The organism is Paenibacillus sp. J53TS2 (genome assembly GCF_018403305.1).
Classification (GTDB): Bacteria; Bacillota; Bacilli; order Paenibacillales; family Paenibacillaceae; genus Fontibacillus; species Fontibacillus rhizolycopersici.
The window spans coordinates 457,875-470,821 of the sequence record NZ_BOSK01000004.1; the positions used below are offsets into that span (position 1 = coordinate 457,875).

Genomic DNA, 12,947 nt, shown 5'->3' on the forward strand with positions numbered 1-12,947 from the left:
ATCGCTTAAGGGAGTTTGGCGACAGCCAGAGTAACGTTTTGGGCGATTTGCCGCTCCCACTCGTACACTTTCGTTAAAGATGCGTGAATGGCTTTGGTTTGATCATAAACCGTCTTTAGCTCAAGGGCTGCAACGATAGCGTCGCCTCGCTTCACGCTGGCTTTGTATCGTTTATCCGCCGCCGAAAGGTGTTTTCGCGCGGCGGCGACGGATTTGTTTTCGGCGGTGATCCGCTTTTTTAACGTCTGCACCGGAACCAGGGCATCTTTAACGACTTTCGCTTTGGCGGTCTTGGACTTCTTCGCGGCTGAGAGCGCCTCCTTCTTAGCTTTAATCTCCGCCGAAGCGGATGTTGCCGCAGGCTTCAATTGATTGCGTTTCAATTCCAGCATATCCGCGGATTTCTTATCCTTGCGTTTCTTAGCTGCCGTCACCTGTTTGCCCAATGAGGCGTATTGTTCTAACAAAGGAGCGTGCTTGCGCTGCAGCGCCTCGGTTTCCTGGGTCAGACGGGTAACCGTCGTTTGATCGATCGCTCTGATCTTCGCATTTAACGCAGACAAAGCGTCGTTGTTCTTCTTGCGCAGCGCCGAGATTTCAAGACTCTCCTGCTTCACCAGTGTTTGTACGGCCGTCAAACCGTCATACACCGCATCGATCCCGTCTAAAGCCGCATCCCAAGAGCTAGCTGCAACCAACTGTCGATTTCCACCCAACATCATGGAAAGCATGATTACCGCAAGTAAGGACATTTTCATCGGTTGTCTCCAATTCACGAACCATCATCTCCTAACGAAACTCATTTTCCACCCCTAATGACAACGCAAAAAAAGCACCTCCAAGACAGGCTTTGACGCCTACCTTGCGAGGTGCTTCACTCGCATTGTTCTATTAAGATATGGTTCTCTTACTATAACCTTCCATACTCAGGATGTCAAGAAGCGATACGAACAAGCATTCTTGTCACGAAGCTCCGGAAGTCTGATATAATAGGATGGATTATAGACCAAGGTGACGGGGTGTAGACGATGAGAAATTATTTGAATTTGCTGGAGGATGTTCTAAAGAACGGGACACCTAAAGAGGACCGGACCGGCGTCGGGACGCGCTCTGTATTTGGCCGTCAGCTTCGCTTCGATTTAAGCGAGGGCTTCCCCCTGGTAACGACCAAGCGGATCCATTTGAAATCGGTAATCCATGAGCTGCTATGGTTTTTGCGCGGCGATACGAATATAGCTTATCTCAAAGAGCATGGCGTACGCATCTGGGACGAGTGGGCGGATGAGAACGGCGACCTTGGACCCGTATATGGATCGCAATGGCGTTCCTGGGAAGCGCCAGACGGTCGGAAGATCGATCAAATTACTTCCGTCGTAGAAGCAATCAAGAAGAATCCCGATTCGCGCCGCCATCTGGTCAGCGCATGGAATGTGGCCGAGGTAGATCAAATGAAACTGCCGCCATGCCACTTTGTCTTTCAATTTTATGTGGCGGACGGGAAGTTGTCCTGCATGTTGACGATGCGTTCGGTGGATACGTTTCTTGGTCTGCCATTCAACATCGCAAGTTACGCATTGCTCACACATATGATCGCCCAGCAATGCGATCTTGAGGTTGGCGAATTTATTTGGTCCGGCGGGGATGTGCATATTTACAACAATCATGTCGAGCAGGTGCAAACCCAATTGGAGCGTGAGCCTTATCCGTTGCCGAAGCTGGTGATCAAACGCAAACCAGATTCGATTTTTGACTACGTGTATGAGGATTTCGAGTTTGTTGATTATCAGTTCCATCCAACGATTAAAGCAACGGTTGCCGTTTAAATTCAACAAGTTAGGAGTCGGTATTACATGGGGATGATTACGCTCATCTGGGCGATGTCCAGAAACGGAACTATCGGTCGGAATAATCAACTTCCTTGGAGGTTGCCGGCCGATCTGAAGTTCTTTAAGGCACAGACAACGGGGAAAACCATCGTCATGGGCCGTAAAACCTGGGAATCCATGGGCAGCAAGCCGTTGCCGAATCGGCATAGCGTCGTAATTACGGCGGATGCTTCTTATGTGGCGGAGGGAGCAGATGTCGTGCATTCGGTGGAAGAAGCGTTAACTTACGCGGAACGTGGCGAACTGATGATTATCGGGGGTGCAGGCATGTTCCAACACTTTCTGCCGCTGGCGGATCGGCTCTTGGTAACCCGGATCGAGGAAGATATTGAAGGGGACGTGTTCTTCCCTCACTTTCTATGGGAAGACTTTGAATTAGTCCATGAAGAACAAGGGGTGCGAGACGAGAAGAACCCCTATAATTATCGTTTTCTGACTTACGAACGTCGTAAATGATGTGATGATCAGTACAAATTATCATATCAATAATCCATTAATAACCGTTCCCCCGAATGCTAACATCAAGATACACTGATGACGGATGGGGGAACTTTTTGATGTCTACACCAACAGGATTTATGGAGTTCAAACGTGAGCTTCCCGGAGACCGTAGTCCGTCCGAACGGGTTAAGGACTGGGAGGAATTTCATAAGCATATGGCGGATGAGGAGCTGCGCACTCAGGGCGCACGCTGCATGGATTGCGGCACACCGTATTGCCATACGGGAATCGATATGGCTGGAGGAACGGCGGGCTGCCCGGTGCACAATCTGATTCCGGAATGGAATAACCTAGTTTACCGCAATTTGTGGAAAGAGGCGCTGGACCGTTTGCACAAAACGAACAACTTTCCGGAATTTACGGGCCGGGTATGTCCTGCGCCATGCGAAGGCTCTTGTACGGTCGGCCTAATCGGGCAGCCGGTGACCATCAAGACGATTGAGCAGGCGATTATCGATAAAGGGTTCGAGGAAGGCTGGGTTGTACCGGAACTTCCGGAGAAGCGGACAGGCCGTAAAGTGGCCGTTGTCGGCTCCGGACCGGCGGGTCTTGCCTGTGCGGCCCAACTAAATAAAGCGGGCCATGAGGTGACCGTCTACGAACGTTCAGATCGGATCGGCGGCCTCCTAATGTACGGCATTCCAACAATGAAGCTGGACAAATCGGTTGTACAACGTCGTGTTGACCTGTTAGCGGCGGAAGGCGTTAAATTTGTCACCAATACGGAGATCGGCAAGGATATCCAAGCCCAGCAGCTCGTCGATGAATTCGACGCCGTGGTCCTGTGCGGCGGGGCTACGAAACCTCGGGAATTTAACATTGAGGGCAGCCATTTGAACGGGGTGCATTATGCGATGCCGTTTTTGAACGGTACGATCAAGAGCTACCTGGACACCGGCCTAACTGACGGGCAATATTTGTCCGCCGAAGGGAAGGATGTCATCGTGATCGGCGGCGGCGACACCGGCTCTGACTGTGTGGCGACAGCACTGCGCCATGGTTGCAGTAGCATTACGCAGTTTGGCACCCACGCCAAAGCGCCGCTCGAACGCGATTCGTTTAACAACCCTTGGCCGCAATTCCCGAACGTGTACACGCTCGATTATGCCCAAGAAGAAGCCAAAGCATTGTTCGGTTCCGATCCGCGTGAATTCTCGATCATGACAACGCGATTTGTCGGCGACGAGAACGGCAACCTGAAGGAACTGCACACTGTGCAAATCCAGCGGATTGTCGACGAGACCGGGCGCAAAATCTATCAACCGATCCCGGGTACGGAACGCATCTTTCCGGCGCAAATGGCCTTGATCGCCATCGGTTTCGACGGACCGGAATCGATGTTGGCCGACCAACTGGGTCTGGAAAGAGACCGCCGCACGAACGTGAAGGCGAAATACGGTCAATTCAAAACGAATATCGATAAAGTGTTTGCCGCCGGGGACATGCGCCGGGGACAAAGCTTGGTTGTCTGGGCCATCAACGAAGGCCGGGAGGCAGCCCGGGAAGTAGATAAATACCTGATGGGTTCGACGGTACTGGCGTAACTCACTGCTCGGACTGCAGATTTTTGCAGGACGATCCTAGGTCAATATGTTATAATAGGTACTAGCTTACTAGAGCTGCGCGGAGCGCGGCTCTTTTTTAGATTGATAGACAGAGGAAGAGGGGCGCTTAAGCATGAAAACGCTCGTAATTGCCGAAAAACCGGACATGGGACGGACTATCGCTGCGGTGATTGAGCCGAAAGCGAAGAACAACCGGTCCTATCTGGAGGGAGAGCGCTACATCATTACTTGGGCGATAGGTCATTTGCTAGGCCTGGCCGAGCCGGATGCCTATGATGAAAAATTCAAACGCTGGAATTTCGGCGACCTGCCAATTCTGCCGGATCGATTCAAGATCGTACCGAACCCGCGGACGAAAGATCAGTTAAAAACGATCGGCGAGCTGGCCAAACGATGCGACGCGATTGTGAATGCCTGCGACGCCGCGCGTGAAGGGCAGTATATTTTTGCGCTAATCCAACAGCAGCTAAAGTTAACTCAGCCCGTCAAACGGCTGTGGATTTCCGACTTGACCAGCGAGAGCATTGCCAAAGGGTTTGCTGAGCTGCATGACGCGTCTGAGTTCGAGAACCTGACGATGGCCGCACGGGCGCGCAGTGAAGCGGATTGGCTGATCGGGATGAACGCGACGCGGGCGTTTACGACCAAACACCGGGAGTTGTTATCGGTTGGTCGCGTGCAAACCCCGGTGCTGGCGCTGATCTACGACCGTCAGAAGGAAATTGAGAACTTCGATTCGCTGACTTACTACGAAATCAAAGCTGAATTCGAGCAAGACGCGCGCAAGTACACGGGCAGCTGGCAAGGCGATCGGCTGACGGACGGAGAGAGGGCGGCGGCGATCGCCGAGAAGGTCCGCGGCAAGGAAGGGCGGATTACCGAATACGAAGTTAAAGAGACGAAGGAGTATCCGTACAAGCTCTACGATCTGACCTTACTGCAGCGGGAAGCGAATGCGAAGTTCGGCTACTCTGCCAAGAAGACGCTGGACATCGCGCAGGCGCTCTATGAACGCCATAAGGTGATCTCCTATCCGCGGACGAGTTCCAACTACGTGACCGAGCAAAATATCGACGGGATGCACAAGGTGCTTCACATGCTGAAGTCTTCAAGTTACAAGGAACTGGCTGAAGGTGGCCGGCCCAATCTGGTGCATGTCGGCAACAAAGCGGTGTGCAACCCGACGCGGGTCGAGGATCACCATGCGATCCTGCCGACGCTACGGCGACCAGGCACATTAAGTAAGGAAGAACAGAACGTCTACGATCTTGTCATTCGGAGGTTCCTATCGCATTTCTATCCGGCAGCCGAATATAAGCAGCATACGGTGTTGACTGAAGTGGAAAGCGAAACGTTTAAGACGAACGTAAAGGAGCTGCTGTCCCTGGGGTGGAAGGTGTGCTTGCCGGGGGATGACGGGACGAAATCCGGGAGCAGTCGCGGGAAGAAGAAAGACGAGGAAGAGGAGTCCGAGGATCTGGTCAGCGAACCGTTCCAGATCGACAAGGACCGTCCGGTGCAATGTACAGGCGCCGAAGCGAAGGAGAAGGCTACGCAGCCGCCGAAGCATTTTACGGAAGGTACGCTACTGAAAGCGATGGAGAGCGCCGGGAAGCAACTCGAGAACGAAGAGCTGCGCGATGCGATGAAGGATGCTGGCCTTGGCACTCCGGCTACGCGGGCGGCGACGATTGAGCGGCTGAAGAACGTGGGATATATTACGATGCAAGGCAAGAAGATCACCGTCACGCAAAAAGGCCGGACAGCGGTGGAGCTGATTCGGCACGCCGGCGTCGAGCTGTTGACCTCGCCGGAGATGACCGGCCAATGGGAGCGGCGATTGTATCAGATTTCCAAGGGTGAAGCAGCTCGGGAAAAGTTTATGGATAACGTGCGCCGGTTCACGATTTCGATCATTGAGAAGGTGCGTACCCAGCAAAAGGCGGACGCCTCCATGTTTGGAACGGAGGAGGCGAACAAAGGAGGCCGACGTGGCGGCGGAAGTCGGAGCGGCAACGGTAACAGCAAATCCGGCCGTGCTGACACCGGTGTTGAGAAGGGCGAGCGCAACACGGGCACGCCTACTACTAAACCACAGGCAGGCAGTATGCAGCCACTTGCTCCGTGTCCGCGCGAGGGCTGCGGAGGCCAGTTGATCGAAGGCCGTAAAGGTTACGGCTGCACGCACTACAAACAAGGCTGCGGTTTTGTGATTTGGAAAGAGTTTGAAGGCAAGAAGATTTCGCCGGCCATGTTGAACGCTCTGCTGACGAAAGGACAAACGCAGCTACTATCGTTCAAGCAGGCAGGCGGAGAGGTTAAGGCTCGCATTTCACTTGCTGATCGTAATAGCGGGAAGCTTACTTTGGAGCAGACCGATCGTTCAGTGGCTTCATCCACTTCATAAATTATTGATTTATATCTATTTCGTTAACTATATTAATTAATAAGCAGCCGATATCCACATGTCGGCTGCTTTCTTGTTATGAAGTTGATGTTTTCAGTAAAAACGTTTAGTGTAGGCTTGGGAATACGCAACTTGTAATAGAGAGGTAGAACCATGTCCAAAACGATTTTGATTGTCGAGGATAAGCTGCTTTTGCGGGAGATCCTCAAAGATTATATGCTGAACGAAGGATACGACGTGTTGGAGGCCGGCGATGGGAAGCAGGCTATGGCTCTGTTCGAACAACATCCGGTCGATTTGATCCTTCTTGACATCATGTTGCCGGAGCTGGACGGATGGTCGGTGTGCCAACGGGTCCGCAAGGTGTCGGATGTCCCGATCATCATGCTGACGGCCCGTTCGGATGAAGATGACACTTTGCTCGGATTCGAGCTGGGTGCGGACGATTATGTCGTCAAGCCGTGCAGTCCGCCGATATTGATGGCGCGGGCTAAACGCTTATTGGAACCTCGGAGTATACCCGGTCAGGAGAAGGACTTGTTGTCCGGAGCCGGGATCGTGATCTACCTTGCTTCCCGTTCCGTGACGATCGACGGGGAAAACTGCAGCCTTACATACACAGAATTCGAAATCTTGGCCTATCTCATGAAGAACAAAGGATTGATCGTAACCCGGGAACAATTGATGACGAAGGTCTGGGGATACGATTTTCCCGGTGACGAACGAACGATCAATAGCCATATGCGAAATTTGCGGGCAAAGTTGGGCGACAAAGCCAAATGCATCGTGACCGTCATGCGGGCGGGTTACAAATTTGAGGACCGACCATGATTAGGGGGATTGTACTCAAACTGTTTTTGTTGACGACGGCGCTCTGCTTGATGATCGTGGCGCTGATTTTCGCCGGTCAAACCGTGTTCTTTAAACAGTTTTACGTGCAGCAAAAGGTGGACGATGCAAAAACTTCCGTTCAGGCCTTCGAACAAGCGTACATGGAGGCGGATGGGGTATCGAAAGCCTTGGCCGAACTGGAGCAGGAATATGATCGGGAGCAGGGCATTTGGATCGCCGTGTTGGACGAAATGGGGAATTTGCAGTACTTTGACGATTTTGCTATGGAGGTCCGTTTGGAGCAATCGGACGGCGCTCCCGGCCTCTCCGGACAAACGATGACGTTCCCCCTTTACGCCATGGCCGACGTGGACGATTTTAGTGCGGACAATCCGTTGAACGTTTATGGCGGTACTTGGGTTAAGGAAGGCGGGCCGATTGCGATCGAAGGCCTCCTGATGAACGATCGGTTCTTGCCGCAGCGGGCGAACAGCAATATTGCCGGTTTACGCGAAGAAGATCGCTTGGAAAATACCCCCTTGATTCAAAAGGAATATAAGGTTGTCCCGCGCTTCCAAGAGCCGGAGCTGTATCGTGAGGAATACCCCTCTGTGCTGGTCCAGGGGACGATCACAAGCCTTCAACTGCCGGAAGGTGACGACGTTACACGTTATGCAAACCGCTTATTTCTGGATCGGATCAAAACCTTTCAAGCCGACCTTCTTTTCGGAGATGTTACCGGGGGTGCAAACGGCGAAGAAATGGATTTTGCGGAGAATGGTGTAAATTACAAGGTACTTGTGGAACGCATGGAAAACGCGAAAGGGAAACCCGCTTTTATCTTCGCCATGACGTCGCTTCAACCTGTAAGTGAGGCTGCGAAGGTGATGCGTAGCTATTTAGGCTATGTGATCCTCGCCGCCTTGCTGCTATCCGTTGCAGCTTCGCTTTATTTCTCCCGCCGGATTGCCCGGCCATTGCTGCGACTCAACCGGACCACCAAACAGATCGCCCGGCTGGACTTCTCCGAGAAATTACCGGTCCGCAGCCGGGATGAGTTGGGACAGCTATCAGGCAGCATCAACGAGTTGTCTGATCGGCTGCATTCCCATATCATGCAATTGGAGCGGGACATCGAAAAGGAAAAGCAGTTGGAGCATACTCGAAAAGAATTTATCTCCGGCGTTTCGCATGAACTGAAGACGCCGCTGAGCGTCATTCAAAGCGGGTTGGCCGTACTCAAAGACGGAGTTGCCGGCCACAAGCGGAATTATTATTTTGCGGCAATGGAAGAAGAAGTGAACAGCATGATCTTGTTGATTGAGGATATGCTGGATTTGGCGAAATATGAGTCGGGCACGTATGTCATGAACACGGAACCGTTCGAGATTCTCCCCGTCGTCGAGCGGGTATGCGAGAAACTAGCGCCGGAGTTGGCAGCCAGGCAGCTCAAGCTGTTCACCCGGCTGGCAACGGCAGAAGTTGTGGCGAATCGCCGCCGCATCGAGCAGGTATTGATCAATTTTCTCACCAACGCGATTCGCTATACACCGGAAGGGGCGACCATCCTCGTGACCACGACCGATGAAGGGGATACCCTTAGGGTTGGCGTCGAAAATCGCGGAGTTCATCTTCCGGAGGAGCAGTTGGAGAAAGTGTGGGATCGCTTTTACCGCGGGGAGCCTTCGCGAAATGCGGCGACGGGCGGAACCGGTTTGGGGCTGGCGATCGCCAAAAATATTTTGGAATTACACGGCTCGTCCTACGGCGTAACGAACACGGCGGAAGGAGTATTGTTTTACTTCGATTTGCGTAAACAAGCGTAGAACTTCGGTTCTGCGCTTGTCTTGTTTTCGCATCGGCAAAAATTCAGCTCATATTGACCGGGTCTGCACCTGATCTGCATTTCTTTTCTCTATCCTATCTGGGAGAGATTGAACCCACAAGAGAGGAAAGGGAAGAGAATGAAAAAAATGCTCGAAATCATGTTGACCGGAATATTCGCTTTATCACTCGCCGCCTGTGGAGAACTGAATACGGATAGGGTAGTGTCGACCGACCAACCGTCGACCGCCGGTTCAACGAAGGAGACAACCTCCGCAGGAACGCCGCAAACCAAGCTAGCTTCTCTGTTTCGTAACAGCGTTTTTCTGGGGGATTCCATTACGGAAGGCTTGTCGTATCACGAGGTGTTGGCTGAAGAAAACGTATTGGCCGGTGCGGGAAAAACGGCGGAATTTGCTATGGGGGACATGGAGGACCTGATCCAGAGAAATCCCAAGCAGATTTTCATCCAGTTGGGTTCGGACGATATCCTTTGGCCAACAGAGCATCCGCTGGACTATGCAATCAACCATTACATCTCCTTGATCGAAGCGATCAAACAGAAGCTTCCGCAGGCCGAAATCACGGTACTGTCGGTCACGCCCGTCTCAGAGGAAACGCTTGTAGATGAACCGCGTTATCGAAATATCCCCGCCTTTAACGAAAGGTTGAAGGAGATGGCTGCCAAGGAGCAGGTCGGGTTTGTCGATTTGTCCGTAATCATCGCGATCCATCCGGATCTGTACGATACGGACGGCATTCATTTCAAGCCGGAGTTTTATCCGCTGATGCTGGAAGCATTGAAGGATCAGGTAGAGTGAGGGCGGCCATGGTTCTTTCGTATAGCGATGAGCCAAGGAGGGGATGAGCTTTGGTATTTAGCAGCCTAATCTTCCTGTTTCAATTTTTGCCGATAACGCTGCTCGTCTATTATTTATCCCCCCCGAGGCTTCGAAACCCCGTTCTGCTCGCGGCCAGCTTGGTGTTTTATGCTTGGGGAGAGCCGCTCTATGTGTTCATCATGATGGTCTCTACCCTGATTAATTATGCAGGCGGTCTGATGATCGAGAAATATCGAGAACGACGGGGGATCGCTTATGGTGTATTGCTCGTTTCCCTCATCGTCAATCTAGGCTTATTGTTCTTCTTCAAGTACGCCGAATTTGTTGTGGACAATCTGAATGGGCTATTACATCTTCATTTGCAGACAGCGGATCTTCCGCTGCCGCTCGGTATCTCCTTTTATACGTTTCAAACGATGTCCTACGTAATCGACGTTTACCGGCGTAAAGTAACCGCGCAGCGCAATCTAATTTCGTTCGGCGCTTACGTGGCGATGTTCCCCCAGCTTGTGGCCGGGCCCATCGTCAAATACGGCGACATCGCTCGGCAGTTGGTTGTCCGGCAGATGACGCTGGAACGATTCGGAAGAGGAACGGAGCTGTTTATCCGCGGCCTCGCCAAGAAAGCGCTGCTGGCCAACCAGATCGGCTTGCTGTGGACGAATGTCAAAGCGACGCCGCCAGGAGAGCTTAGCGTGCTTTCCGCCTGGCTCGGAATCTTGGCGTTCACATTTCAAATCTACTTTGATTTCAGCGGATATTCCGACATGGCCCGCGGTCTCGGGAAGATGTTCGGGTTTGAGTTCGCGAAGAACTTCAACTACCCGTATGTATCCCGCAGCGTCACGGAATTTTGGCGTAGATGGCATATTTCCCTGGGCTCCTGGTTTCGGGAGTACGCCTATATCCCGCTTGGCGGCAACCGAAAAGGATTACTGAAGCAGTTACGTAATGTACTGATCGTCTGGTTTTTAACCGGGTTGTGGCACGGGGCTAGTTGGAATTTTATCGTGTGGGGACTTTATTTTGGGTTCCTGGTTACGGTCGAGAAATTGTTTTGGCTAAAAGGGTTGCGCCGCCTTCCGCGCTTTGTCGCACATGGTTACACGCTTACGGCCGTTATCGTTGGGTGGGTGTTTTTCGAATACGATAACCTGGAAACTGCCGGTCAGTTCCTCGGTACGCTGTTCGGGTACGACTCGTACGGCATAGTTAATCAGCAAGCGTTATACGACATAACGACTTATGCAGGTTGGCTGGTTTTACTGGCGGTATGCGCGACGCCGCTTCCGCGCCGACTTCTGTTGCGTGTTCGGAAGAGACGGACGATCGCGGGTTCCACGCTGACGATAGGTGTTTACCTGCTGCTGCTGTTGCTGTCAACCGCGAATCTCGTCCATCAAACCTATAATCCGTTTTTATATTTTCGATTTTGACGCGGGGAAAGGAGGCTGCGAAATTGAGAAAGGTTCAGAGGGCCATGGCAATCATTTTTTTGGGATTTATTTGCGCGTTGCCGGTTGCGGGTTGGTTGACGCCGGACCGCAAGTTTTCCCCCGAGGAAAACAGGATGCTGGAACCTAAGCCGAAGCTTTCACTGTATGGTGTGACTTCAGGGAAATTTACCGTCGGTTATGAGAATTATGTGTCCGATCAATTTCCTATCCGCGACTTCTGGATCGGCGTCAACTCCGACACGGGACGGGCACTGGGGAAAAAGGAAAGCAACGGGGTTTACCTCGGCAAAGACGGCTATCTGATTCAGCAGTTTCAACCGCCTGCGAAGTTACGGTTAGAGGAGGACGCGAAGGCGATCCGGGCGTTGGCCGCCGCTATACCAAACCTGCACACATACGTCATGCTGGCGCCTACTTCATTATCGATAAACAAAGAGAAGCTACCGGATTTTGCCCCTGTGGGCGATGAACTTGCTTCTTTGAAGCAAATGCGGGATGCACTCGGCAAGGCGATTAAGTTTGTTGATGTATACCCGGCTCTGTTCGCCAACCGACAGGAGTACCTCTACTATAGAACGGACCATCATTGGACGACCTTAGGCGCTTATTACGCGTACCGCGAATTATGCAAGCAAATGGGAATCAATCCGCAGGCAAAAACCGAATTTGAACTTCGACAGGTCACGGATCAATTTTACGGATCGCTGTATTCAAGAAGTGGATTCAAACACATACGGCCGGATGAAATCGAGCTATGGCTACCGAAAGATAAAGAACCTATTTCTGTTGAGTATACCGATGAACAGCATTCTTCGGATTCCTTATATGTAATGGAGAACTTGAAGGAGAAGGACAAGTATGCCATCTTCCTAAACGGCAACCATGCTCAGGCGAGGATTACTTCGGATCAAGCGAAGGGAAGGAAGCTGCTCGTCGTGAAAGATTCGTACGCCAACAGCCTAATTCCGTTTCTTACAAAACATTTCAGCGAGATCGTTATCGTGGACCTTCGTTATTACGACGACGATTTGGCCGCGCTGATTCGAGCTCAGAACATCCAAGATTTGCTGCTGCTCTATAATATCAATACGTTTGTTATGGATCGATCCATTCAGAAAGTAGCGGAGATGATGGAATAATGCGATTAAATGTATGGAGAGGAAAGCGGATCCTTGCGATTTTGACGTTGGTCTTTGCCATCGGCTTCTTGACTGGGTGTACAGGGAAAGAGGGAGGAAACGGCAACTTGTCGGCGGACGAAGTCGGTGAGAGGATCCAGAAATCGGCGGACCTAGGAAACATGAAGCAAGGTGACGCGAAGAGATTCAAGAAGCTGTATCATCTTTCGAATGAGGATGTCTCGAGTTTCGTACTGTATACGGCATCTTCCAACGTGAAGGCGGACGAGTTGCTGGTGATCCGGCTTAAGGATGAAAGCGAGAAGGACCACATCATGGAGAAAATCGAAGAAAGAATTGCGGCGCAAACCGCAAAATTCATGGATTATCGTCCGGCAGAGTATGATCTGGTTAAGAAGCACGTTCTGAAAACACAAGGTCTTTACATCCTATTCGCGGTCTCGGCGGAGGCGGATGTTATCGAGCGGATTTTTAACGACACGTTTTCATGATTGG

Annotated in this window: 11 protein-coding genes; 10 read left to right on the top strand and 1 reads right to left on the bottom strand. The window is 51.8% G+C overall.

The genetic code is table 11. The features are described 5' to 3' along the window. Window positions 1-5: 5 nt before the first annotated feature. Entirely contained in the window at window positions 6-776 is a 771-nt protein-coding gene (locus KJS42_RS12265) for a hypothetical protein (protein ID WP_244868456.1), read from the bottom strand. Window positions 777-1,028: 252 nt separating this feature from the next. On the opposite strand from KJS42_RS12265, the gene thyA reads away from it, so the two are divergent. The 10 genes from thyA to KJS42_RS12315 all read left to right on the top strand — a co-directional run bounded on the left by thyA (window position 1,029) and on the right by KJS42_RS12315 (window position 12,943). Continuing rightward, window positions 1,029-1,823, top strand: a complete 795-nt coding sequence (thyA, locus tag KJS42_RS12270; protein WP_155605900.1) for a thymidylate synthase — start codon at window positions 1,029-1,031, stop codon at window positions 1,821-1,823. A gap of 33 nt (window positions 1,824-1,856) precedes the next feature. Beyond that, complete coding sequence (locus tag KJS42_RS12275) at window positions 1,857-2,342, top strand: dihydrofolate reductase (protein ID WP_483311276.1); 486 nt, start codon at window positions 1,857-1,859, stop codon at window positions 2,340-2,342. A 101-nt stretch (window positions 2,343-2,443) separates the two neighbouring features. Continuing rightward, window positions 2,444-3,931, top strand: a complete 1,488-nt coding sequence (locus KJS42_RS12280; RefSeq protein ID WP_213622995.1) for a glutamate synthase subunit beta — start codon at window positions 2,444-2,446, stop codon at window positions 3,929-3,931. A gap of 133 nt (window positions 3,932-4,064) precedes the next feature. Beyond that, window positions 4,065-6,359 carry a type IA DNA topoisomerase gene (locus KJS42_RS12285; RefSeq protein WP_213622996.1) on the top strand — a complete coding sequence of 765 codons (2,295 nt, stop codon included), beginning with the start codon at window positions 4,065-4,067 and terminating at the stop codon, window positions 6,357-6,359. Window positions 6,360-6,512: 153 nt separating this feature from the next. Next, a complete protein-coding gene (locus KJS42_RS12290) occupies window positions 6,513-7,190 on the top strand; it encodes a response regulator transcription factor (protein ID WP_213622997.1) in 678 nt (225 codons plus the stop codon). Further along, complete coding sequence (locus tag KJS42_RS12295; protein ID WP_213622998.1) at window positions 7,187-9,016, top strand: sensor histidine kinase; 1,830 nt, start codon at window positions 7,187-7,189, stop codon at window positions 9,014-9,016. The genes KJS42_RS12290 and KJS42_RS12295 overlap by 4 nt, the downstream gene beginning before the upstream one ends. Window positions 9,017-9,154: 138 nt before the next feature. Further along, complete coding sequence (locus KJS42_RS12300; RefSeq protein ID WP_213622999.1) at window positions 9,155-9,835, top strand: GDSL-type esterase/lipase family protein; 681 nt, start codon at window positions 9,155-9,157, stop codon at window positions 9,833-9,835. 50 nt (window positions 9,836-9,885) lie between these two features. Beyond that, entirely contained in the window at window positions 9,886-11,292 is a 1,407-nt protein-coding gene (locus tag KJS42_RS12305; protein ID WP_213623000.1) for an MBOAT family O-acyltransferase, read from the top strand. Between the two features lie 23 nt (window positions 11,293-11,315). After that, window positions 11,316-12,452 carry a DHHW family protein gene (locus KJS42_RS12310; protein ID WP_244868457.1) on the top strand — a complete coding sequence of 379 codons (1,137 nt, stop codon included), beginning with the start codon at window positions 11,316-11,318 and terminating at the stop codon, window positions 12,450-12,452. Next, complete coding sequence (locus tag KJS42_RS12315) at window positions 12,452-12,943, top strand: DUF4358 domain-containing protein (protein ID WP_213623001.1); 492 nt, start codon at window positions 12,452-12,454, stop codon at window positions 12,941-12,943. Before KJS42_RS12310 ends, KJS42_RS12315 begins: the two co-directional genes overlap by 1 nt. The last annotated feature ends 4 nt before the right edge of the window (window positions 12,944-12,947 follow it).